At 71.1% G+C, this 19550-nt stretch carries 21 protein-coding genes; 20 read left to right on the top strand and 1 reads right to left on the bottom strand.

From position 1 onward, the window contains the following. Position 1: 1 nt before the first annotated feature. Positions 2-1276, bottom strand: a complete 1275-nt coding sequence (locus tag ACFHWU_RS15370) for an MFS transporter (RefSeq protein ID WP_416554200.1) — start codon at positions 1274-1276, stop codon at positions 2-4. A gap of 248 nt (positions 1277-1524) precedes the next feature. Between ACFHWU_RS15370 and ACFHWU_RS15365 the strand changes: the two genes are divergently transcribed. From ACFHWU_RS15365 to ACFHWU_RS15270, 20 genes are all read left to right on the top strand, one after another. After that, complete coding sequence (locus tag ACFHWU_RS15365; protein ID WP_416590852.1) at positions 1525-2460, top strand: hypothetical protein; 936 nt, start codon at positions 1525-1527, stop codon at positions 2458-2460. Continuing rightward, positions 2457-3263, top strand: coding sequence for an enoyl-CoA hydratase/isomerase family protein (locus tag ACFHWU_RS15360; RefSeq protein ID WP_416554204.1), 807 nt, complete (start codon positions 2457-2459; stop codon positions 3261-3263). Before ACFHWU_RS15365 ends, ACFHWU_RS15360 begins: the two co-directional genes overlap by 4 nt. Positions 3264-3300: 37 nt before the next feature. Further along, a complete protein-coding gene (locus tag ACFHWU_RS15355) occupies positions 3301-3693 on the top strand; it encodes a hypothetical protein (RefSeq protein ID WP_416554206.1) in 393 nt (130 codons plus the stop codon). A 5-nt stretch (positions 3694-3698) separates the two neighbouring features. Beyond that, the gene (locus ACFHWU_RS15350; protein WP_416590851.1) at positions 3699-5225 is read left to right on the top strand and encodes a class I adenylate-forming enzyme family protein; all 1527 of its coding nucleotides are present in this window, start codon (positions 3699-3701) and stop codon (positions 5223-5225) included. Between the two features lie 248 nt (positions 5226-5473). Continuing rightward, on the top strand, positions 5474-6508 hold the full coding sequence (locus tag ACFHWU_RS15345; RefSeq protein ID WP_416590850.1) for an ABC transporter substrate-binding protein: 1035 nt from the start codon (positions 5474-5476) through the stop codon (positions 6506-6508). Between the two features lie 33 nt (positions 6509-6541). Further along, positions 6542-7405: an ABC transporter permease gene (locus tag ACFHWU_RS15340; RefSeq protein ID WP_289206805.1), complete on the top strand. Its 864-nt coding sequence runs from the start codon at positions 6542-6544 to the stop codon at positions 7403-7405. Continuing rightward, positions 7402-8223 (top strand): ABC transporter ATP-binding protein, encoded by an 822-nt coding sequence (locus ACFHWU_RS15335; protein ID WP_281554286.1) that lies wholly within the window; start codon positions 7402-7404, stop codon positions 8221-8223. The genes ACFHWU_RS15340 and ACFHWU_RS15335 overlap by 4 nt, the downstream gene beginning before the upstream one ends. Beyond that, complete coding sequence (locus tag ACFHWU_RS15330; RefSeq protein ID WP_416590849.1) at positions 8220-8747, top strand: MaoC/PaaZ C-terminal domain-containing protein; 528 nt, start codon at positions 8220-8222, stop codon at positions 8745-8747. Before ACFHWU_RS15335 ends, ACFHWU_RS15330 begins: the two co-directional genes overlap by 4 nt. Then, a complete protein-coding gene (locus ACFHWU_RS15325; RefSeq protein WP_416568250.1) occupies positions 8744-9514 on the top strand; it encodes an enoyl-CoA hydratase/isomerase family protein in 771 nt (256 codons plus the stop codon). The genes ACFHWU_RS15330 and ACFHWU_RS15325 overlap by 4 nt, the downstream gene beginning before the upstream one ends. Positions 9515-9522: 8 nt before the next feature. Beyond that, positions 9523-10449, top strand: a complete 927-nt coding sequence (locus ACFHWU_RS15320; RefSeq protein ID WP_416590848.1) for a TIGR03564 family F420-dependent LLM class oxidoreductase — start codon at positions 9523-9525, stop codon at positions 10447-10449. A gap of 94 nt (positions 10450-10543) precedes the next feature. After that, positions 10544-11320 (top strand): FadR/GntR family transcriptional regulator, encoded by a 777-nt coding sequence (locus ACFHWU_RS15315; protein WP_416590864.1) that lies wholly within the window; start codon positions 10544-10546, stop codon positions 11318-11320. Positions 11321-11481: 161 nt separating this feature from the next. Then, positions 11482-12015: a MaoC family dehydratase gene (locus ACFHWU_RS15310; RefSeq protein WP_281554290.1), complete on the top strand. Its 534-nt coding sequence runs from the start codon at positions 11482-11484 to the stop codon at positions 12013-12015. Next, positions 12012-13049: an LLM class flavin-dependent oxidoreductase gene (locus ACFHWU_RS15305; protein ID WP_416554219.1), complete on the top strand. Its 1038-nt coding sequence runs from the start codon at positions 12012-12014 to the stop codon at positions 13047-13049. Before ACFHWU_RS15310 ends, ACFHWU_RS15305 begins: the two co-directional genes overlap by 4 nt. Next, complete coding sequence (locus ACFHWU_RS15300; RefSeq protein WP_416590847.1) at positions 13046-14293, top strand: CaiB/BaiF CoA transferase family protein; 1248 nt, start codon at positions 13046-13048, stop codon at positions 14291-14293. Before ACFHWU_RS15305 ends, ACFHWU_RS15300 begins: the two co-directional genes overlap by 4 nt. Next, on the top strand, positions 14290-15663 hold the full coding sequence (locus ACFHWU_RS15295) for an MmgE/PrpD family protein (protein ID WP_416590846.1): 1374 nt from the start codon (positions 14290-14292) through the stop codon (positions 15661-15663). The genes ACFHWU_RS15300 and ACFHWU_RS15295 overlap by 4 nt, the downstream gene beginning before the upstream one ends. 14 nt (positions 15664-15677) lie before the next feature. Next, on the top strand, positions 15678-16955 hold the full coding sequence (locus ACFHWU_RS15290) for a Rid family hydrolase (RefSeq protein ID WP_416554225.1): 1278 nt from the start codon (positions 15678-15680) through the stop codon (positions 16953-16955). Next, entirely contained in the window at positions 16955-17458 is a 504-nt protein-coding gene (locus tag ACFHWU_RS15285) for an FAS1-like dehydratase domain-containing protein (protein WP_416554227.1), read from the top strand. Before ACFHWU_RS15290 ends, ACFHWU_RS15285 begins: the two co-directional genes overlap by 1 nt. Beyond that, positions 17455-17904 (top strand): MaoC/PaaZ C-terminal domain-containing protein, encoded by a 450-nt coding sequence (locus ACFHWU_RS15280; protein WP_281554296.1) that lies wholly within the window; start codon positions 17455-17457, stop codon positions 17902-17904. Before ACFHWU_RS15285 ends, ACFHWU_RS15280 begins: the two co-directional genes overlap by 4 nt. Next, entirely contained in the window at positions 17901-19058 is a 1158-nt protein-coding gene (locus ACFHWU_RS15275; protein ID WP_416554231.1) for an acetyl-CoA acetyltransferase, read from the top strand. The genes ACFHWU_RS15280 and ACFHWU_RS15275 overlap by 4 nt, the downstream gene beginning before the upstream one ends. Next, positions 19058-19522 (top strand): Zn-ribbon domain-containing OB-fold protein, encoded by a 465-nt coding sequence (locus tag ACFHWU_RS15270; RefSeq protein WP_416590845.1) that lies wholly within the window; start codon positions 19058-19060, stop codon positions 19520-19522. Before ACFHWU_RS15275 ends, ACFHWU_RS15270 begins: the two co-directional genes overlap by 1 nt. Positions 19523-19550 lie beyond the last annotated feature (28 nt).

Here is a 19550-nt window from a genome sequence, read left to right as displayed (position 1 = left end):
CTCAGCGTGGTGCGCGCCCGCGACGGGCGTGGACCGCGCCGGCGACCAGCGTGTACGCGCAGAGTAGGGCGATGACGCCGGTCGCGACGGTCAGCACCGCCGGCAGCAAGGCCCCGGTCAACGCGAGGCCGCTGAGCAGCGAGCTGCCGCCGAGCGTCGCGAAGGCGGCCACCATCCACGCCGCGAAGATCTCCGCCCGCCGGTGGGTCGGCGCCGACTCGCCGATCAGTCGGGTGGCGCCGAGTAGCGTCAGTCCGCCACCGAAGCCGATTAGCGCGGCCCCGGTGACGGTGACCGCCGGGCTGCCCAGGTGCAGGGCCAGCGCGGTGGCGCCGGCACCGGTCGTGATCGCCACGACGCCGAAGCAGACCGACCGGATGGCGTCGAGTCGGTTCAGCAGCAGTTGGGACAGCAGGGTCATGCCGATCAGCAGGGTGAGCAGTCCGCCGGCGCCACCGGCGGCGGTGACGCCGGCGCCTTCGGCGAGGATGCGGGAGCCGAAGGTACCGAACAGCGCCATGCAGCCGTTGAGGGTCATCAGCGAGCAGGCGGCGATGCTGAACGGCAGCAGGATGTCGCGGGGGACCCGGACCGCCCGGACCAGTCGGACCCGCTGCGTCGTCCGGCGGTCGGCCGGCGTGCGGAACAGCAGGACCAGCGGCACCAGAGCGGCCGCGCCGATGACGACGAACGGTAGCACCAGCGGGTACCGGGTATGGTCGGCCAGCAGCCCGGACATCAACGGTGCGAGCCCCATACCGAGGGTGGTGCAGACCGCGTGGGTCAGGGTGCCCGCCCGGGTGCCCCGGGGGTGGAAGTCCAGCAGGGCGGCGGCGGTGGTGGCGCTGACCATCCCGGTCGCCATCCCCTGCACGATCCGCCCGGCGACCAGCGCCGGGAGCGACGTCGCGGTCGCGGTCACCAGGCACGCCGCCAGCACCAGCGCGACGCCGCCGAGCATCGCCGCCCGCCGGCCGATCCGGTCGGACAGGCCGCCGAGCAGCGTGACGACCAGGACCACCCCGACGGGATAGCCGGCGAACGCTAGAGCGATCTGCGCCGGGGTCAGCTGCCAGCGGTCGGCGTAGATCGGGAACAGCGGTGAGGCGGCGAAGCTGCCCAGTACGGCGACGAGGATCAGCGCGCCGGCGGCGGCGGCCATCCGCGCGGACGGTAGGTACGCCGATCCGGTCGTCGGGGCCCGCCGGTCGACGATGACCGGGCTGTCGGTCGCGTCGCCGCGCCGTGGGGGTTCCTCCAGCGGAGAGGTCGACACCGGCCACCGCCTTCCGGGCAAAAGTCTGATGAATAAGGATGGCGGCTGTCAAGGTCTTGCCAGACCGAGTCTCCCGCCGGCAGAGTGTGGTCGGGAAGTGCTGATGTGTTGGCGGTTCCTGGTCTACCAGGTGGAAACAGAGCCGGCTTCGGATGTCCGACGCCGATATCTACCCGACTAACGTCAGACATATTAGGCTGAGACCGTGGGCGCACTCGCTGGTGGCGGCGGGAGGTGGAGGTACCCGGATGACAGTCACGATCGTCGACGCCGAGGACGTGCCGTGGGTCAACGGCGAGCAGGTGTACGACTCGATGGAGCCCGCCTTCCGCGACAACTTCGGCGGCGACCCCGACCAGGTGCGTGAACTGCTGTCCCGGTACTGGATGCGGTCGTTGTGGCTGGACCGTGACAGCACCCGACGGATCGATCACATCCGGGCGGTCGCGGGCTACCGCGATCTCAGCGAGGCGTACCACGACAGCGTCGAGGAGGCGTACTTTCTCGACGGTGCCGCCGAACTCAGCGCCGAGGGGCGGCTGATCGCCGGAGACTACTTTTGGCGTCCGCCGGGTTGGGTGCACAAGGCTTGGAGCGACGAGGGATTCGAGAACATCCTCTGCATGGAGGGTGCGGTCGCCAGTGAGGGCAGCGACCGGGTGACCCGGGTGGTCTGCCCGGACCACCAGGCCGGAGAGCAGGCCCTCGCCGCCCTGGTAGGAGAGACCGGCTCGCCCGCCGGCGGCGTCGGACCGCGCGGCTACCTGCGCCGGGTCGAGTCGCGGCATCTGCCCTGGGCACCGATCGACGCCAACTGGTCAGGCCTCGACCCCGGCGTACTCGGTCTGCCGGCGGGGGCGGCCGCAGCGGTGCGGCCGCCCCCGCCGGCCGCCGGCCCGGCGGGCGTCGCGTCACCGACCGTGCCAGTCGGCAAGCCGCTGAGCCGCAACGTGGCCACCGGGGCGTGCAGTGCGTTGGTCCGGTTACCGGCCGGGTACACCGGCACGCCGCAACCGGTCGACCGGGAACGGTTCCTCGTCACCACCAGCGGGACGGCGACGGTCGCCGGGTGGACCCTGACCGCCTGCTCGCTGGTGCACGTACCGGCCGGGGCACCGGCACCCACGTTCGTCGCCGACACCGACGTCGAACTGTTCGTCAAGGTGGGGGAGGCGACGACGTGACCGACGTACGGTTCGCCACCGACGACCAGGTGATGACGATCGTCCTCGACGGCCCGGATTCGATGAACAGCCTGACGCCGGCGGCGATCGCCGGACTGGACGCCGCCCTGGCCGCCGCCGAGGTCGATCACACCCTGCGGGCCGTGGTGATCACCGGAGTGGGGGACCGGGCGTTCAGCGTCGGGATGGACATCGACTTCCTGGAATCCTGCTTCGACGACCCACAACGGATCTTCCTGCCGTTCCTGCGCTCGTACCATGCGGTGCTGCGTCGCATCGAGCAGCTCGGCGTACCGGTCGTCGCCCGGGTCAACGGCCTCGCCCGAGCCGGTGGCTTCGAGCTGATCCTGGCCTGTGATTTCGTGATCGCCGCCGACGAGGCGAAGGTCGGCGACATCCACCTGGAGTTCGGCATGCCGCCCGGTGCCGGCTCCAGCCAGCGCGCGCCGCGCAAGCTCGGCGACCAGCGGGCCAAGGCGCTGATGCTCACCCCGCTGTGGCTGCGTGGGCCGGAGCTGGTGCAGTGGGGTGTCGCGTTGGCCAGCGCACCCCGGGCGCAGCTGGACGACGAGGTCGGCAAGCTGCTGTCGTCGCTGCGCGGCCGGTCCCGTCCGGCGATGGCGATCACCAAGCGGCTGCTCAACTCGGTGCACACCATGACGCTGGAGGAGGGCCTGCGCTACGAGCGCGAGATGTTCTCCCGGCTGCACGAGGAGGTGCCCGAGGCGGCCGAGGGCTACCGGGCGTTCGTCGACAAGCGCGAGCCGGTCTGGGGGGACGTCGATGTCCGCGGCCTTGCCTGAACCGTCGGCCCCGCCCTCGCCGTCGGCGGATCCGCCGTTGGTCACCGTCACCGCGGAGCTGGTCGACACCCTGATCAGTCGGGGCGGCTACACCCATCCGTTGTTCAACCCGCCGGACCCGGGCAGTGGCGGTGGCCCGCCGCTGCCCGGCCAGGCGGTGCTGCTACTGATGGGCGGCCTGGCCGAGCAGTCCGGGCAGCTCGACGACGCGATCGCGCTGCTGGAGCTGCGCCGGATGCGGTTCCATCAGCTGGTCCGGGCCGGCGCCACGCTGCGGGTGCGGATTGAGCGCCTCGCCAGCCGGAGCACCTCCAGCGGCAAGGTCGTGGCCGAGCTGCGGTGGACCGCCGTTGACGCCGACGGTGCGCCCGTGGCCGAGGCCGAAGCCGTCATGCTGATGAACGAATCGGGAAAGGCGGACCAAAGGTGACGGGTGTGCAGCTCAACATGGCGGCCGGGATCCGGGAGTTCGGCCGCGCCACGCCACGCCGGGTCGCGGTGGTCGACGGCGACCGTGAGGTCACCTTCGGTGCCCTGCACCAGCGGTCGAGCCAGCTGGCCAGTGCGACCCTGGACCGGGGGTTGGCGCCCGGAGAGCGGATCGCGGTGCTGAGCAACAACCGGTACGAGTACTTCGAGATCTCCGCGGCGATGGCCAAGGCCGGCATCCCGACGGTGCCGTTGAACCCGCGCAACAACGTGACCGACAACGCGTACATCCTGGCCCACTCGGCCGTCCAGGGGATCATTCTGGCCGACGACCTCGCCGATCGGGTCGACGGGCTGCTCGACGGCCTGCGGCTGGTGCTCAGCTTCGACGGCGGGGTGGGCGAGCACTACGGGAGGTTCCTCGACGGTGGGCGGGCGGTCGACCCACAGGTGCCGGTCGACGAGCTGGACCCGTTCTGTGTCACGTACACCTCCGGCACCACGGGACGGCCCAAGGGTGTGCTGCTCACCCACCGGGGCCGGGTGTTGACCGCGTTCGGGGTGGGGCTGGACTACGGGTTGGGCCCGAACCGCAGCACGATCGCGGTGGCCCCGATGTACCACGGCGCCGGCTTCGAGTTCGCGTACGCGGCACCGATGCTCGGCGGCTCCTGCACCGTGCTGCCGACCTGGGATCCGGAGCGGCTGCTCGATCTGATGGTGAGCAGCCGGGCGGAGACGGTCTTCCTGGTGCCCACGCACGCCCAGCACATCCGCCGGTTCTGCCCGGAGCCGGTGGCCCGCTACGACCTGTCGGCGCTGAAGACCCTCTACTTCAACGCCGCCGCGTTGCCGGTCGCGCTCAAGGAGTGGGTGATCGAGGCGTTCCCCGGCGTGGAGGTGCACGAACTCTACGGGTCGACGGAGTGTTCGATCGTGACCAACCTGCGGCCGGAGTTCGCGCTGGACCGGGCGGGCAGCGTGGGCCATCCGTGGTTCTGGAACGAGGTACGCCTGGTCGACGAGGACGGGGCGCAGGTCGGTCCCGGCGAGCCCGGCGAGCTGTACGCGCGTTCGCCGCTGTTGCTGACCGGCTATCTCAACGACGAGGAGGCCACCCGGGCCGGGTACGACGCCGACGGGTTCTTCTCGGTCGGCGACATAGCGGTCCGTGACGAGGAAGGCTTCATCTCGATCGTCGACCGAAAGAAGGACATGATCATCGCGGGTGGGGTGAACATCTTCCCCCGCGAGATCGAGGAGGTCATCGCGCGGCACGGGCCGGTGGACGAGGTCGCGGTGGTCGGCGTTCCGGACGAGGTGTACGGAGAGCGGATCGCCGCGTTCGTGGTAAGCCGTTACGGCCAGCAGATCGACGTCTCCGCGCTGGACGGCTACGTACGGGAGCACGTGGCTCGGTACAAGGTCCCCCGGGAATGGCACTTGGTCGATCAGTTGCCGCGCAACCCGAGTGGAAAGATCCTCAAGCGGACGATCCGTGACGAGTACGTCAGTCAACCTGGAAAGGGTTGATTGCGTGCCTCTACTTTTAATGTCTGACCAATTCCGGTAAGTGGCGGTTCTCGCCGTCGTTCCGCTGTGGGACGTGGTGCCTGCCGCTCGTTGGCTGCTGCTAGCAGTGGCGAGTATGTCAGTACGGTAAAACTCTGACTTTTAGTGGACTGGCTGCTCAGGGGCCGTTAGTGTCATCCGCACCAAGGTCCCGATGCGGCTCGCGGCTCACCCGTCGGCCGCACGGACTTCGTGATCAGGAGGCCATCGTGTCCCACTTCAATAGTTCCGGTGCCGCCCTCTCCCGTCGCTCCGTGCTCGCCGGTCTCGGCGGCGCGTTCATGGGCGGCGTACTGCTGACCGCCTGCGGTAGTGGCGACTCCGACTCCGACTCCACCGGGGCCGCCGACGGCGGCCTCACCACGATCCGACTCGCCGGACTACCGGCCTCGGCGCTCGCCGCGTTCAAGCTCGCCATGTCCGACGGTGCCTTCGAGGCCGCCGGCCTCGACATCCAGTACGAGGAGTACGCCGAGGCGGCCGCCGTTTACACCGCGTACCGGGCCAACGAGGTCGACGGTGGCCTCGGCGGGATCCCGTCCACCGCCAACCTGGTCGCCACCGGCGTCGACCGCAAGGTGGTCTTCGCGCTGCAGCGCACCACCAACGGAATCCTGGTGCGCGCCGACAGCGACATCCAGTCCCTCGCCGACCTGCGCGGGCGCAAGCTCGGACTGTTCGGCAGTGCCATCGGTTCCTCCACCAACCAGTTCTTCGCGCTCTGCCGCGAGTACCACGGCTTCAACCCCACCACCGATTGCGAGGTGCAGTACGGCGCCCCGAACCTGATGGCTGAACTGCTCGGCGAGGGCGACGTGGACATGGCGCTGGTGATCGACCCGGCCGGCGCGGACCGAGTGGTCAGCGGCGAGTACCGGTCGCTGGGCGACCTCGGCGTGCTGCTGGAGGAGGCCACCGGGCTGCAGGCGTTCACCGCCGGCTGGGACTTCGCCACCGACTTCATCGACGCCAACCAGGAGGCCGTGCAGGCCTTCGTCGATGTGAACCTCGAATACCAGACCCGGTTCAACAGCGACCAGTCGCTGTGGGACGCCGCCCTGCGGGAGCTGTACGACATCGACGACCAGGCGGTGCTCGACGTGATCTGGGAGAACCAGCGCGGCCGACTCGTCGAGCAGTGGGGCGAGCAGGAGAAGCAGCAGGCCGCCGAGCTGCTCACCTTCCTGAGCGAGAACGGTGAGCCGGAATTCCTGCCCGAGGTGCCCGACGGACTGTTCGTCTGACCTCGACCACCCCGCCTCGCGAGGAGACGCACGATGACCCTGTCCGAAACCACCCAACCGGCGCTCGCGACAGCCGGCGCGGCGGATCGTGGCGCGGCGGGGGGCCGTGGTGGCGGTGGGCGCGGTGGCGCCCACCGCTTCCTGCGGCACGGCGTCTCGCTGCGGATCGCCTCCGTGTTCATGCTGATCGTCATCTGGTGGCTGGGTTCACTGGCCGTCGGGGAGCGGATCCTGCCGACCCCGTGGACCACCGCGTCGGCGTTGGTGACCAGCGTGCAGGAGACGGTCTTCTGGACCGACCTGCAGGTCACCATGGTCCGGATCCTGATCGGCTTCGCCGCCTCCATGGTGCTCGGTGTGCTGGTCGGTCTGGTGATGGGGCTGTCCCGGATCGCCGAAGGGCTGCTGGACATCTGGATCGCCGTCGGCCAGACCATCCCCAGCCTCTGCTGGGTGATCGTCGCGTTCATCATGTTCGGCCTCAACGACACCGCCACCGTCGTGGCGATCACCCTGACGTCCTTTCCGATCATCGCGATCAACATGTGGTCCGGGGTCAAGGCGATCGACCCCCGGCTCGGCCAGATGGCCCGCACTCTCGGCGCGTCGCGGGGCCTGCGTACCCGGGAGGTGACCCTGCCCCAGGTGCTGCCGGCGGTGATGGCCTCGGCCCGGTTCGGGTTCGGCATCGTGTGGAAGGTCGTCGTCCTCGCCGAGTTGCTCGGCCGTACCGACGGCATCGGCTACCGGCTCAACTACTGGTTCCAGCTCTTCCGGATGGAACAGGTCTTCGCACTCACGCTGTTCTTCTCGATCCTGATGGTGGTGCTGGAGTTGGCGGTGTTCAAACCGATCGAGGCCAAGCTGTTCCGCTGGCGTCCGGAGGGGGCCCGATGAGCGCCGACGCCCGGATCGTCATATCCGACCTGGTCAAGGGCTTCCACACCCGCAACGGCTTCATCACGGTCATCGAGCGGATGAACCTGGAGATCGCCGACGGCGAGTTCGTCGCGCTGGTCGGACCGTCCGGCTGCGGCAAGTCGACCGTGCTGAACATGCTCAGCGGGCTGGACACCGATTTCACCGGCACAGCCGAGATCCGCAGCGGGGCGCCGGGGGTGCAGTTCAGCTACGTGTTCCAGGAGCCGCGGCTGCTGCCCTGGAAGACAGTCCGGCAGAACGTTGAGTTCGCCCTGAAGGCGACCGGGGTGGACCGGGCGCAGTGGTCCGACCGGGTGATGCCGGTGCTGCGTCGGGTCGGATTGGCCGGCTTCGAGAACCACTATCCGCACCAGATCTCCGGCGGCATGCAGCAGCGCACCGCGCTGGCCCGGGCGTTCGTCCTGGACGCGCCGGTGATGCTGATGGACGAGCCGTTCAGCGGGCTGGACGAGTTCACCGCCCGCAGCCTGCGTCAGCTGCTGCTGGAGCTGCGTACCCAGACGGCGGGCAAGGCGTTCGTCTTCGTCACCCACAACGTGTTCGAGGCCGCGGTGCTCTCCGACCGGGTGGTGCTGATGTCCAACCGGCCGTCGACCGTACGCCGGGTGGTCGACGTCGAGGTGCCGTTGCCGCGCAGCTACGACGATCCCCGGCTGTTCGACGTCAGCCGCGAACTCACTCACGAGATCATCTCGACGATGACCGCCACCGACGACGGTGGTCTCGTCGTCGACGAGGCACACACCCGACTCGCCGGGCCGGGTGCGTCGTGACCGGCGCGTTGCGATCCCGGCTGCCGACCGCGTTCGCGGCCGGGGCGGTGCTGCTCACGCCGGCCCGGACGCTGACCGACGGAGACTTCGCCGCGATCGTCAACGTCTCCTGGGAGAATGGCCCGCTGCACACCGACGCCGAGTACATGCGCGGCACCGGGTTCGGCCGGCCGATCCTGGGCGGGCCGTGCCTGATCGCGCTCGCCGCCGGGCTCACCTCGACGACCATGTACGCCGCCTGGTATGCCGCCGGCCTGGACTGTCACGCCGCGCTCGGCATCGACGAGATCCGTTACACCGGGCCGGTGTTCGCCGGTGACACGCTACGGGTGAGTATCGAGGTGACGCGGTTGGAGCCGACCCCGGGCGGGCGGATGTACGTGGGCGTGGTGCACGACGACGTACGCAACCAGCGGGACGAGACCGTCCTGCGGATGACGCGTTCCTACCTGCTGCGCCCACTGCCCGAGCCGGAGCCCGATTCTGCGCCGGGCGTCGGCGCGGCAAACCCGGAGCAGCCGTGAAACCGCCGCCGACCAGCACCCTCACGCTGGCCCGGCACGGGCGGGTGCTGCTGGTCACCCTGGACCGGCCGCACCGGCTCAACGCCTACGACCGGGCGATGGTCGACGAACTGCGGCGTACCTGGCGCTGGTTCGGTGCCGACGACGGCCTGCACGTCGCCGTGCTGACCGGAGCCGGCGAGCGCGGCTTCTGCACCGGCTTCGACGTCGACGACACCCTCGACGTCGGGGTCACCAGTCCGTCGCTGGACCACGCCGGCCGGGTCGCGTTGACCGCCCGTGACCTGAGCGTCTACAAGCCGGTGGTGACGGCGGTCAACGGGCACTGCTGCGCCGGTGGCTGGCACTTCGTCAACGACGCCGACGTGGTGCTCTGCACCGAGACGGCGACCTTCTTCGACACCCACCACGACGTGGGCCTGGCCAACCCGGTTGAGGCGGTCGGCGCGCTGGGGCGGCTGCCGCTCGGCGAGCTGATGCGGATGGTGCTGACCGGGCGCGCGTATCGCATCGACGCCCGCCGGGCGCTGGAGCTCGGTCTGGTGACCGAGGTGACCGCTCCGGCCGATCTGGTGGACCGGGCGTTGGCCATCGCCACCGAGATCGCCCAGCATCCGCTCGACGTGCTGACCACCACGGTGGAGACGGTGTGGACGGCGGTGCAGGCGCAGCGGTCCGCAGCCGAGGCGTTCGGGTTGGCGATGCTGGCCCGCTCCGACGCCTCGACCGCCCGGCGCGGCGAGTCCATGCGGGAATTCCGGCACTGAGGGGCACGATGGACTACGGGATCTTCAGCCACATTGAACGGCTCGACGACCTCGAGCGTGACCTCCGGGCCGCCGACGCCGACGGGATCGCCAGCTACTGGCTGACCCAGGGCTTCGGGCACGACGCGCTGACCGTGATCGGCGCGTACGGTCGACACCTGACCAGGCTGCGGATCGGTACAGCCGTGGTACCCGTCTATCCGCGTCACCCGATGGCCCTGGCCCAGCAGGCGCTGACCACCAACATGCTGCTCGGCGGCCGGTTGGTACTCGGGGTCGGGCCGTCGCATCCGCAGGTGGTCGGGCCCTGCTGGGGAATGTCCTACGACCGGCCGGCGCGCTACATGCGCGAGTACCTGACCGCGCTGACCGGCGCGCTGACCCAGCGGGTCCGCTACTCCGGGGAGGTGATCACCGCCCGGGGCGACCTGACGATCAGCGGCGACCCGCCGGCACCGGCAGTGATGGTCTCCGCGCTGGGCCCGAAGATGCTGGAGCTGACCGGTGCCCTTGCCGCCGGCACGATCACCTGGATGGTCGGCCCGCGTACGCTGACCGAGTTGACCGTACCGGCGATCACCGCCGCCGCGCGGACGGCCGGCCGCCCTCCCCCCGAGATCGTGGTGACCGCCGCAGTCTGCGTCACCGACGACCCGGCCCGGGCCCGCGCGGCGATCGACCCGGTGCTCGGCTGGTACGACGACAAGCCGTCCTACCGGACGATGCTCGACCGCGAGGGGTTGCAGCGGGCCAACCAGATGGCGATCGTCGGCGATGCCGATGAGGTGCGGGCCGAGATCGACCGTTACGGCCGAGCAGGGGCGACCACCTTCGCGGCCCAGTTCTATGGCAGCCCGGACGAACGGGCGGCGTCCCGGGCGCTGATCGGCGAGCTCGCCGGGAGCACCCGGACGCCTGGGGATGGCCGACAGTGACGCGGATCGGCGTCCGCCATGCCCTACCGTGGTGGTTCGCGACGAATCCGCACTCCGGTGTGCGGGTCCGAAAGGATGCGGAGCCGAAGTGACCATGGCCAAGGACGTGACGCACGATCAGACGAGCCGGTCGGATAAGGAGATCCCGGGACACCGCCGGGATCCCGGGGTGCTCGGGGTGACCCGGGTCCAACCCGCGTACCAGCAGGTCGCCGACCAGTTGCGGGAGCGGATCCTGGACGGCTCGCTGACCGCGGGGGACCGGCTGCCGACTGAGGTCGAGCTGTCGGAGATCTTCGGGGTCAGCCGTAGCACGATCCGGGAGGCGTTGCGGGTGCTGGCGTCAAAGGACCTGATCCGTACCACCCGGGGAACCACCGGCGGCACCTTCGTGGCCCGGGTGCAGTTCGATCAGGTCAGCGAGTATCTGGAGATGAGCTTCGGGCTGATGTCCGGGGCCCGGGACATCACGTTGGACAATCTGCTGGAGGCGAGGGAGTGCCTGGAGGTGCCGGCGGCCGGACTCGCCGCGTCGCGCCGCGGCGACGGACATCTGGTGCTGATGCGTCAAGCGGTGGAGCGGGAGAAGTCGACCCGGGCCCGGGGCCGAAAGTTCCGTGAGCACCGCACCTTCCACGGGGTGCTGGTCGAGGCGACCGGCAACCAGCTGCTCGGGGTGATGGCCGAGCCGGTCTTCAGGGTGCTGCAGGCGCGGACCGCGGACCGGGACATGCCGGCGGAGTACTGGAGCCAGATCGACGCCGAACACACCGAGATCTGCGGCTATGTCGAGGCCGGCGACGCCGAGGGCGCCCAGGCGGCGATGCGTGCCCACCTGAGCACCGTACGCAGGGCGTACGACGGGCTCTGAAGGCACGCTCACAACTAAAGACCTGATGTTTCGGAACTGCGCCATGCTGCTCAACCTGAGCAGGACGTTTTCGTTGGCGTGGTTGAGTCGCTCACCCTTGACTCGTAAAAGTCAGACAAATAAACTGGTGGCAGTTCACGGGCGGGCGAGAGGATCGGTCGATGTCGGTACGGCAGGGGTGGACCGGACGCTTCTTTGAAGACTTCGGCGTCGGCGACGTCTATCAGCATCCCCTCGGGCGCACCGTGTCCGAGGCGGACAACACCTGGTTCACCCTGCTGACGATGAACACCAGCCAGATGCACTTCAACACCGAGTACGCCGCCCGGTCGGAGTTCGAGCGGCCACTGGTCGTCTCCACCCTGACCCTGGCCATCGCGGTCGGGCAGAGCGTCACCGACCTCACTCAGAACGCCTTTGCCAACCTCGGCTGGAACGAGATCGTCCTGCCGCACCCGGTGTTCGCCGGCGACACCCTCTACAGTGAATCGTTAGTGCTCGACAAGCGTGAATCCGGGTCTCGCCCGTACGCCGGGATCGTGACGGTCCGCACCCGCACCCTCAACCAGGACGGCGCACAGGTCTGCGCCTTCAAACGTACCTTCTACGTCTACAAGCGTGGCGCCAAGCAGGTCGAGGGGATCTTCCCGGCCGCCGCCACCCCGCTGTCGCTGGAGAACGAGGCGACCGGATGAGCCTGCGCCTGACCTACCAGCCCTGGGGAGAGACCCTCGCCGAACTCGCCGCCGCCGGCCGTCGCGCCGAGCAGGCCGGCGCCGAGGTGCTCTGGGTCTCCGAACTGCACCGTAGTGCCACCGGCACCGCCGCCGCGCTGGCCGGCACCACCACGACCGCCCGGATCGGCACCTCGATCGTGCTGGCCTTCACCCGCAGCCCGATGATCACCGCGCTGGAGGCGCTCGACCTCGACGAGCTCTCCGATGGACGGTTCATCCTCGGCCTCGGCACCGGCGTCCGGCGACTCAACGAGGACTGGCACCACGTCGACTTCGGCAAACCCGTCGCCCACCTGCGGGAGACCGTCCGTAACATCCGGCACTTCTGGGCCAACTGCGCCACCGGCGAACCGATGATGCTCGACGGCGAGCACGAGCCGATGCGCATCCGCGGCTACGAACGCCCGTTCCCGGTGCCGCCGGCCGGCATCCCGGTCTACCTGGCCGCGATGGGGCCGCTGATGACCCGGCTGGCCGGGCAGATCGGCGATGGCTGGATCAGCCACGAACTCTGCTCTCCGGCGTACCTGGCCGGGCAGATCCTGCCCGACCTGACCGCCGGCATCGATCGGGCCGGCCGGACCCGCGCCGACCTCGACGTCGTCGTCTCCGCCTGCTGCTCGGTCGCCGACGACCGGGCGTTGGCCCGCCGCCGCGCCGCCGGCCTGGTCGGCTTCTACGCCACCGTGCGCACCTACGCCGACTTTTTCGCCTTCCACGGCCTCGCCGACGACCAGCAACAGGTGATCGACGCGTTCCGGGCCGGCGCCGGCGCCGACCACCTCGCCGACTCCGTCAGCGACCGGATGGTCGACACGCTGACCCTGGCGGGTGACCGCGCCGAGGTTGCCGAGCGGATCGCCGGGTACGCGGGCATCGCCGACTCGGTCAAGTTGAGTCCACCCACCCACGGGCTGCCCGCCGCCGAGACCCGCGCCGCCCAGGACGAGATCATCGCGCTGATCGCCGAGCTGACGGGAGCCGCAGCATGACGCCGCTGGCCGACATCCGGATCATCGCCGTGGAGCAGTACGGCGCCGGCCCGTTCGGCACCGTACACCTGGCCGACCTCGGCGCCGAAGTGATCAAGATCGAGGATCCACGGGCCGGCGGCGACGTCGGCCGCTACGTGCCGCCGTACGCCAAGGACGAGGACTCGCTGTTCTTCGAGACGTTCAACCGCAACAAACGCAGCCTGTCACTGGACCTGACCACCGACGCCGGCCGCGAGGTGTTCGAGAAGCTCGTCGCCGTCGCCGACGTCGTCTTCTCCAACCTGCGTGGCGACGTGCCGGAGAAAATGCGAATTCGCTACGACGACCTCAAGCACATCAACCCGCGGATCGTCTGCGTCTCGCTGACCGGCTTCGGGATGACCGGCCCGCGTCGGGCCGAACCCGGCTACGACTACATCCTGCAGGGACTCGCCGGCTGGATGGAGCTCACCGGTGAACCCGACGGACCACCGACCAAGTCCGGACTGTCCCTGGTCGACTACTCTGGCGGGTTCGTCGCCGCCATCTCGCTGCTCGCCGGGGTGCACGCCGCCCGCCGCGACGGCGTCGGCATGGACTGCGACGTCAGCCTCTACGACACCGCGATCTCGATGCTCACCTACCCGGCCACCTGGCATCTCAACGCCGGCTTCCAGCCGACCCGTACCCATCACTCGGCGCACCCGTCGCTGGTGCCGTTCCAGGTCTTCCAGGCCAAGGACGGCTGGATGGTGGTTGGCTGCGCCAAGGAGAAGTTCTGGGGAAGGCTCGCCGACGTCGTCGGCCACCCCGAATGGGCCGCCGCCGGATCGCCGTACGGGACCTTCGGCACCCGCCGCGACAACCGCGACGAGCTGCTCGCCGAACTGGAGCAGATCTTCCGGCAGCGCACCGTCGAGGAGTGGCTGACCCAGCTGTACGCCGCCGCGATCCCCTGCGGGCCGATCAACGACGTGCCGGCGGCGCTGGCCGAGGAGCACACCGCCGCCCGGGACCTCTTGGTCACCACCGAACACCCCCGGTTCGGCACCGTGGCGCAGCTCGCCAGCCCGGTGCGGGTCGGCGCCGAACCGCCCGCGTACCGCCGCGCGCCGCAACGCAACGAGGACTTCGCGACCGTCACCGGCGACATCCTCGGGCTCGACCCGCAGACCCTGGCCGAGTTGACCGCAGCCGGCGCGTTCGGCACTCCCCGTAGCCCCGGCCCAGCCGCCGCCGGCTCCGAGGACACCGCACGATGACCCGGCCCGCGATGATCGCCGCAGCCCTCGCCGACTGGGCGACCGGACCGCTCGACCCGCCGGCGGCGGTCCGGCGGGCCGCGCTACGGCACCTGCTCGACGGCCTCGGCACCGCCCTGGCCGGCCGGCGCGGCGGCACCGTCGACCCGGCGCTGCACGTCGCCCGCGACCTCGGCGGCCCACCGGAAGCCACCCTGCTCGGTGGCCGGGACACGATCGGTGCCCCCGCCGCCGCGCTGGCCGCTGGCGCCATGGTGCACGCGCTCGACTTCGACGACACCCACGCCGCCGGCCTGGTGCACGCCACCGCCGTGGTGCTGCCCGCGGCCTTCGCCGTCGGCGAGCAGGTCGGTGCCAGCGGCCGCGACGTACTGCACGCCGCCATCGCCGGGTACGAGACGGTCTGCCGGGTCGCCGCCGCCGCCCCGCACGGCTTCCACGCCCGCGGCCTGCACGCCACCATGGTCGCCGGGGTCTTCTCCAGCGCGCTGGTCACCGCCCGGCTGCTGCGGCTGGACACCGCCCGCGCCACCGACGCGCTCGGCATCGCCGGCAGCCAGGCCGGCGGGCTGCTCGCCTTCCTGCACACCGGGGCGGCCACCAAACAACTGCACCCCGGCTTCGCCTCGCACGCCGGCATCCTCGCCGCCCGGCTCGCCGCCGCCGGCGCGGCCGGCCCGGCGAACGTCTTCGACGGCCCGCACGGCGTCTTCGACGCCCTGGCCGCCGGCCCCGTCGACCCAGCGTCGATCATCGCCGGCCTCGGCCAACGCTGGGAAACCCTCCGGATCGGCATCAAGCCCTACCCGGCCTGCCAGCTGTCGCACGCCGCGATCGACGCCGCCCGCGCCGCCCGCCGCCAGCCCGGTTTCCCCGCCGACCCGGCCGCGATCGCCCGGATCGACGTCGACGTGCACCCCGACTCGGCACCCACGGTCTGCGGGCCCGGCCGGGACCTGACCCGGCCGGCCACCCCGTACGCGGCGAAGTTCTCGCTGCCGTGGAGCGTCGCCGCGACACTGCTCGACGGCGACCTGACCACCGCCAGCTACCGGCCCGACGCCATCGACCGCGCCGACGTGACCGCCCTCGCGGCCCGGCTGCACTGGCGGATCGTCGCCACCGGCGGGCATGCCGCCGACGCCCCCGGCTCCGTCGTGGTCACCCTGGCCGACGGCACGACCGTACGCGGCGTGGTGCCGCGCAGCGGCGGCGGCCCGGACACCCCGCTGACCGACGACGAGCTGGCCGCCAAGTTCCTCGGCAACGCCGGCCCGGCCGGCGCGCCCGTCGTCGACCTGCTGCGCCGCCTCGACGACCTCGACGACCTCGACCCGATCATGGCGGCGCTGGCCGCCGCCGGTGACTGACCAGGGAGACGCCCGTGCCGCCCGCCGCGATCCGACCCGCCGACTTTCCCTGGTTCCCGTACGACGGGTTCACCTTCTGCCTCGGGCTGGCCGACGGCGACGCCGCCTGGACCTCCGGGCACACCGCCGCCGCGCTCGACACCACGCTCGGCAAGATGACCGTCGGCGGTGACCTGGCCACCCAGACCGCCACCGCGTACCGCAAGGTGCTGACCATCCTGGAAGCCGCCGGCTACGGACCGGCCGACGTCACCCGGGTCACCGAGAACGTCACCGTGGCCGGCCTCGACGACTACGCCGCCGCGGCCGCTGCGCGCGCCGAGGTGTTCGGCGAGCACCAGCCGGTGGTCCGTACCGTCGTGGTCGAGCGGCTGGTCCGCCGGGCCGCGCTGATCGAGATCGAACTGCACGCCGTCGGCGGCGGCGGCCAGTTGCTTGTCGCCAGCGAACCGCGAGCCGCCGGCAGCTGGGTGCCCTCACCGGTGCGCGGCGGCCACGACGGTGCCGTCTACCTGCCGACCATGCTGCCGGTCGACGCCACCGGCGAGGTGGTCCACCCGGGCGACTTCGTCAGCCAGTACGCGTACTGCCTGGACCGGGCGCAGGACCTGCTCGTCGCCGCCGGTCTGTCGCTCGACGCCGCTGTCACCACCTACGACTACTCCACCCCGGCGACCCGAGAGGTGTACCGCAGGACCCACCGGGTCCGCGCCGAACGGCTCGGCGGTGCCGGCGTCTACCCGGGAGCCGGTGGCATCCTGATGAGCCGGCTGCACCATCCCGATGCGCTGGTCGCGATCGACGTCACCGCGTCGCGGCATCCGCTGGAACTGGTCAACCCCGGCTGGTCGCGGTACGACTCGCTGACCTACGCCCCCGGGGTGAAGGCCGGCCGGACCCTGTACATGTCCGGTTTCGCCGCCCTGGACATGCGGACCCAGCAGGCGCTGCACCCCGACGACATCGGCGCGCAGGCCGAGGTGACCTACGGAGCGATCCGCGAACTGCTCGACCACGCCGGGCTCGGCCCGCAGGACCTGGTGGAGACCACCGAATTCTGCGTCGCCTCGGCGATCGGCGACTACCGGGCGGTCGCCGGGGTACGCGAGCGGCTACTCAGCCCGCCCTGGCCGGCGTCGACCGGGGCGATCTGCGCGGCGCTGCTGCGCCCCGAGTTCCTGCTGGAGGTCTTCCCGACCGCCGTCTACCCCGAGCCCGCCGACGAACCGGCCGAGCTGGCCGTCGACCGGGTCGAGCCCGCCGACGGGCCGAGCACCGCTGGAGGTAGCTGATGGGCCTGCTCACCGACGAGCTGCGGGCGCTGCTCGGCACCCGCAAGGTCTACACCGCGCCGGAGGCGCTCGGTGCTGCCGCCGGGCGCTACTTCGCGATGGCGGTCGGCGACGACAATCCGATCTACCGCGACGGCGACTACGCCCGGGCGCACGGCCTGCCCGGGGTGACCGCCCCGCCGACGCTGATCTGCGAGACCGGCCAGTACACCGGGCTGCCGATGGCCTCCGACGGCTACGCCGGCCACTCCTGGCACCTGGACGTGCCCGGCACCCGGCAGGTACGCGGCGGCAACACGTACACCTTCCACCGGCGGGTCCGCCCAGACGACGTGATCACCGCGACCTGGGAGATCCACGACCTGACCGAGAAACGCACCCGGGGCGGCGACGACATGCTGGTCGTCGGCTCCCGGGCCACCTACACCAACCAGCACGGCGAACTACTGACGGTCAACGAGGAAACCATCATCCTGGTCGCGATGGGCGGTGATCCGACGTGATCGCGCAGGTCGGTGACACCCTGCCGGGGCTGGAACGCACCATCGCCCTGGCCGACATGGTCGCCTACGCCGGCGCCACCTGGGACTGGTACCGGTTGCACTACGACCCGGAGTTCGTGGCGGCCGCCAAGGTGCCCGGCCCGGTCGTCGACGGCCAGGTCTTCGGCGCGCTCTTCGTCGAACTGGTACAGGACGCCTTTGGGCCGTACTGCTTCGTGCGGCAGCTCTCCTTCACCTTCCGCAACCTGATGTTCGCCGGTGAGACGGTGCGTTGCACAGGCACGGTGGTCAAGGTCGACGGCGACCGGATCGAGGTCGAACTGGCCGCCGTCATCGCCGCCAGCGACTACGGCCCCGAACGTCCGGCGGCCCGGCCGGCCCGGGCTGTCGTCCTGCTCGGCACCGCCGACGGACCAGGCGCGGGCACCGCCGACGGTGTGCCGTGACCGGGCGGGACCGGGCGGCGGTGGCGATCGTCGGGGCGGCCGAATCCGACCTCGGGGTCACCACCGCGTCGACGCTGACCCTGCAGACCCAGGCGGTCACCCGGGCGTTGGCCGACGCCGGGCTCACCCTCGCCGACGTCGACGGGCTGGCCACCACCGGCATCTCCCGCTTCTCGACCACCGCGCTCGCCGACCACCTCGGGCTGCGGCCCCGCTGGGTCGACGCCAGCTTCGTCGGCGGCAGCGCCGCCGAGATGATGGTGGCCCGCGCCGTGCAGGCCATCGACGCCGGCCAGGCCAGCGTCGTGGCGGTCAGCTTTGCCTCCAACCAGCGGTCGGCACGGTCGCGCAGCCTGGCCGGGGTGATCGAGGAGCACACCCCGGAGGCGCAGTTCGAGACGCCGTACGCGCCGCTGTTCCCGATCTCCTACTACGCGATGGCCGCCCAGGCGTACCTGCACCGCTACGCCGGCAGCCCGGAGCAGCTGGCCGAGATCGCCGTCGCCGCCCGCGAATGGGCCCGGCTCAACCCGGCCGCCTACCGTTACGGTGCGCCGCCGCTGACCGTCGACGAGGTGCGGGCCGCCTCGACGGTCTGCACCCCGCTGACCGTCGCCGACTGCTGCCTGGTCACCGACGGCGGCGGCGCGATCGTGCTGACCAGCGCGGACCGGGCCCGTGACCTGCGCCGGGTGCCGGTCGCGGTGCTCGGCTACGGCGAACGCTCCACCAACACGTCGATGACCGCCGCCGACGACATCCTGGACACCGGGGCCCGCGAGGCCGGCGCGGAGGCGTTCGCCCGGGCCGGGATCACCGCCGCCGACGTCGACGTGCTGCAGGTGTACGACTCGTTCACCATCACCGCCGCGCTCAGCGTCGAAGCTCTCGGTTTCTGCGGCGAAGGCGAGGTGCTCGACTACATCGCCGGCGGCCGGATCCGCCCCGGTGGTGACCTGCCGCTGGACACCTCCGGCGGCGGGTTGTCGTACTGCCACCCCGGCCAGTTCGGGGTGCTGCTGCTGGTCGAGGCGGTCCGCCAGCTGCGCGGCGAGGCCGGTGCCCGGCAGGTGCCGGGCGCGCGGATCGCCGTCGCGCACGGCACCGGCGCGATCCTGTCCACCCACGCCACCGTCGTGCTGGGGGTGTCGTGATGAACCCGCTGCCCGAGGTACCACCCGCCGACGACCTGACCGCCGACTGGTGGCAGGCGACCTGTGAACACCGCCTCGTGCTGCAGACCTGCACCGGCTGCGGGCACCATCAGCATCCGCCCCGCGCGGTCTGCGTCCGCTGCGGCGACACCACGCGGCTCGGCTTCACCGAAGCCAGCGGCGACGGCACCGTCGACACGTTCACCGTCGTGCACCGGGCGCCGCGCCGCGACCTGGCGGTGCCGTACACCATCGCCCGGGTCCGGCTCGCCGAAGGCCCGCTGCTACTCACCCGCCTCGACGGCCTCAGCCCCGGCACCGAACCGGACGATGACGCCGACGATGCCGGCTGGCGGATCGGCGACCCGGTCACCGTCGACTGGGTCGACCTGCCCGACGGCCGCGCCCTGCCGGTCTTCCGCCGACCCACGCCACGCCGACCCACGCCGGCCGATCCCCGCTGAGCCCGCTTTTCGCTGAGCCCGCCGACCA

Source organism: Micromonospora sp. LOL_015, from assembly GCF_048060275.1.
GTDB lineage: Bacteria > Actinomycetota > Actinomycetes > Mycobacteriales > Micromonosporaceae > Micromonospora_E.
This window is presented reverse-complemented; position numbering and strand designations above follow the sequence as displayed.

What these genes read in the sequence shown, in the direction of transcription:
- ACFHWU_RS15305 (WP_416554219.1), top strand. Translation starts at nt 12,012, where the DNA reads ATGAGCCTGCGCCTGACCTACCAGCCCTGGGGAGAGACCCTCGCCGAA.
- ACFHWU_RS15300 (WP_416590847.1), top strand. Translation starts at nt 13,046, where the DNA reads ATGACGCCGCTGGCCGACATCCGGATCATCGCCGTGGAGCAGTACGGC.
- ACFHWU_RS15320 (WP_416590848.1), top strand. Translation starts at nt 9,523, where the DNA reads ATGGACTACGGGATCTTCAGCCACATTGAACGGCTCGACGACCTCGAG.
- ACFHWU_RS15315 (WP_416590864.1), top strand. Translation starts at nt 10,544, where the DNA reads ATGGCCAAGGACGTGACGCACGATCAGACGAGCCGGTCGGATAAGGAG.
- ACFHWU_RS15335 (WP_281554286.1), top strand. Translation starts at nt 7,402, where the DNA reads ATGAGCGCCGACGCCCGGATCGTCATATCCGACCTGGTCAAGGGCTTC.
- ACFHWU_RS15285 (WP_416554227.1), top strand. Translation starts at nt 16,955, where the DNA reads ATGGGCCTGCTCACCGACGAGCTGCGGGCGCTGCTCGGCACCCGCAAG.
- ACFHWU_RS15365 (WP_416590852.1), top strand. Translation starts at nt 1,525, where the DNA reads ATGACAGTCACGATCGTCGACGCCGAGGACGTGCCGTGGGTCAACGGC.
- ACFHWU_RS15270 (WP_416590845.1), top strand. Translation starts at nt 19,058, where the DNA reads ATGAACCCGCTGCCCGAGGTACCACCCGCCGACGACCTGACCGCCGAC.
- ACFHWU_RS15310 (WP_281554290.1), top strand. Translation starts at nt 11,482, where the DNA reads ATGTCGGTACGGCAGGGGTGGACCGGACGCTTCTTTGAAGACTTCGGC.
- ACFHWU_RS15340 (WP_289206805.1), top strand. Translation starts at nt 6,542, where the DNA reads ATGACCCTGTCCGAAACCACCCAACCGGCGCTCGCGACAGCCGGCGCG.
- ACFHWU_RS15295 (WP_416590846.1), top strand. Translation starts at nt 14,290, where the DNA reads ATGACCCGGCCCGCGATGATCGCCGCAGCCCTCGCCGACTGGGCGACC.